The sequence below is a fragment of the Mesorhizobium sp. WSM4847 genome (assembly GCF_055811335.1).
This window is the reverse complement of record NZ_JBVVPY010000088.1, coordinates 1-1,074: the sequence shown is the minus strand read 5'-3', so window position 1 is coordinate 1,074 and position 1,074 is coordinate 1. Positions and strand designations below refer to the sequence as shown.

1 protein-coding gene and 1 pseudogene are annotated in these 1,074 nt (G+C 61.1%); both read left to right on the top strand.

Going from position 1 to position 1,074, the window contains the following annotated elements:
• Positions 1-84: pseudogene (locus AC0L28_RS34625) on the top strand (co-chaperone GroES); the annotation flags it as partial.
• 61 nt (positions 85-145) lie between these two features.
• On the top strand, positions 146-1,074 hold a 929-nt coding region (gene groEL, locus AC0L28_RS34620; protein ID WP_287229871.1), incomplete at its 3' end, for a chaperonin GroEL.

Genomic DNA, 1,074 nt, shown 5'->3' with positions numbered 1-1,074 from the left:
AAGTGGTCGGGCACCGAAGTCAAGCTCAATGGCGAAGACCTTCTGATCATGAAGGAATCCGACATCATGGGCATCATCGGCTGAATATCGGCCTCACCATCACTTAAACCCCGGGCTCAATTCAAGCCCCTGCCAGGAGCTAAAAATGGCTGCCAAAGACGTAAAATTTTCTCGCGATGCCCGTGAGCGCATGCTGCGCGGCGTCAACATCCTCGCCGACGCGGTGAAGGTCACGCTCGGCCCCAAGGGCCGCAACGTGGTCATCGACAAGTCGTTCGGCGCCCCGCGCATCACCAAGGACGGCGTCACCGTCGCCAAGGAAATCGAGCTTGAGGACAAGTTCGAGAACATGGGCGCGCAGATGGTCCGCGAAGTTGCTTCGAAGACCAACGACATCGCCGGCGACGGCACCACGACCGCGACCGTTCTGGCGCAGTCGATCGTCCAGGAAGGCCACAAGGCGGTTGCCGCCGGCATGAACCCGATGGACCTGAAGCGCGGCATCGACCTCGCGGTCAGCGACGTCGTCTCGACGCTGATCAAGAACGCCAAGAAGATCAAGACCTCGGAAGAGGTTGCCCAGGTCGGCACCATCGCCGGCAATGGCGATGCTTCGGTCGGCTCGATGATCGCCGAAGCGATGCAGAAGGTCGGCAATGAGGGCGTCATCACGGTCGAGGAAGCCAAGACCGCCGAGACCGAACTCGAAGTCGTCGAAGGCATGCAGTTCGACCGCGGCTATCTCTCGCCCTACTTCGTCACCAACGCCGACAAGATGGTTGCGGATCTGGAAGACGCCTACATCCTTCTCCACGAGAAGAAGCTCTCCAACCTGCAGGCCATGCTGCCGATCCTCGAGGCTGTCGTGCAGACCTCGAAGCCGCTGGTCATCATCTCGGAAGACGTCGAAGGCGAGGCCCTGGCCACGCTGGTCGTCAACAAGCTGCGTGGCGGCCTGAAGATCGCCGCCGTCAAGGCGCCGGGCTTCGGTGATCGCCGCAAGGCCATGCTGGAAGACATCGCCATCCTCACCGGTGGCCAGGTCATTTCCGAAGACCTCGGCATCAAGCTCGA